The sequence below is a fragment of the Streptomyces sp. LS1784 genome (assembly GCF_020103755.1).
Lineage (GTDB): Bacteria > Actinomycetota > Actinomycetes > Streptomycetales > Streptomycetaceae > Kitasatospora.
The window spans coordinates 1-1,149 of the sequence record NZ_JAHSQD010001101.1 but is presented as its reverse complement, the minus strand read 5'-3'; the positions used below and the strand labels follow the sequence as shown (position 1 = coordinate 1,149).

2 protein-coding genes are annotated in these 1,149 nt (G+C 75.8%); one reads left to right on the top strand and one right to left on the bottom strand.

Going from position 1 to position 1,149, the window contains the following annotated elements; translation table 11 throughout:
• A partial coding sequence (locus KS423_RS45930; protein WP_224285582.1) for a CAP domain-containing protein occupies positions 1 to 620 on the top strand: 620 nt, incomplete at its 5' end.
• Between the two features lie 38 nt (positions 621 to 658).
• Here KS423_RS45930 and KS423_RS45925 read toward each other — a convergent pair.
• Positions 659 to 895: a hypothetical protein gene (locus KS423_RS45925; RefSeq protein WP_224285581.1), complete on the bottom strand. Its 237-nt coding sequence runs from the start codon at positions 893 to 895 to the stop codon at positions 659 to 661.
• Between the last annotated feature and the right edge of the window lie 254 nt (positions 896 to 1,149).

Genomic DNA, 1,149 nt, shown 5'->3' with positions numbered 1-1,149 from the left:
CCGCCGTGACCACCCTCGCCCTGGTCTGGCCGCAGGCCGGCGAGCCCCCGCGGGCGACGGCACCGGAGCCCACCGCCCCGACCGTGGCCCAGGACAACCCGACGGCCGCCGCCGCATCCGCTGCCGTCGCCCCCGCACCCGTGCCGACCCCGACACCCGCGGAGAGCCCGACGCCGACGACGCCCACACCGACGCCGACCGTGACCCGCACCGCCACCGCGACAGCGCAGCCCAACCCGGAGCGCCAGCTGGTGGACCTGGTCAACGCCGAACGCACCAAGGCCGGTTGCACCCCGCTGCGGATCGACGCCCGGCTGCACAGCTCGGCCCAGAAGCACGCGGACGACATGGCCACCCGAGGCTTCTTCGACCACGTCAACCCGGACGGCGTCCGAGCCGAAGCCCGGATCACCGCCGTCGGCTACCGCTGGTCCCAGTGGGGCGAGAACCTCGACCGGGGCCCGACCACCCCGGCCGCCGTCTTCGCCCGCTGGATGGACGGCGGGATCCACCAGTCCAACATGCTCGACTGCGGATTCAAGGACATCGGCGTCGGCTTCGCCACCAGCTCCGCCGGCACCCCCTACTGGACCCAGGACCTCGGAGCCCCGATGTCCTGAACCGCGGCCGCCGATGGCCGGCCGGTGGACCACAGGGACTACGCGGGCGCGGCCGCCACCAGGCTGTTCGCCGACCCGGTCACGTAGCCGGTGGCCTCCCCGAGGACGCCACCCGCGTCACCGACCTGCCCGGGCACCACGTCCGGCGCGCTGCTCAGCGGCCCGGGCAGCCCCTCCTGCCCGCCCACGGCACTGGCGTGCGCACTCGGCGCGGTGAGGGAGGCCACGACACCAACGGCGAGCGAGGCAACGGCAAACATGCTGCGCTTCTTCATGGCCGGTCCAACGAGGCTGCGCCGGAGGGGTTACGGCCCGCCGAGCGCAACCGCCGCCACCGGAGCGCGCGGAGACGTTGGACGGCCCGCGAGCCGACCGGGACTCTGCCGGGCGGCGGGCGGGCCGTGGGAACCACCATGGCCCCACCCGCCCCTGCCGGTCAGGGGCGTGCAAGGTGCGGGCGGACGCACGGCGGCGCGCCGGGCGTGCACCAGCAGCCCCAGCCGCGCCGTCAGAGCGTCCCGGAGCCCCG

Bases quoted from the DNA above. Each gene is read 5' to 3' on its own strand.
- KS423_RS45925 (WP_224285581.1), bottom strand. From the start codon at position 895: ATGAAGAAGCGCAGCATGTTTGCCGTTGCCTCGCTCGCCGTTGGTGTC.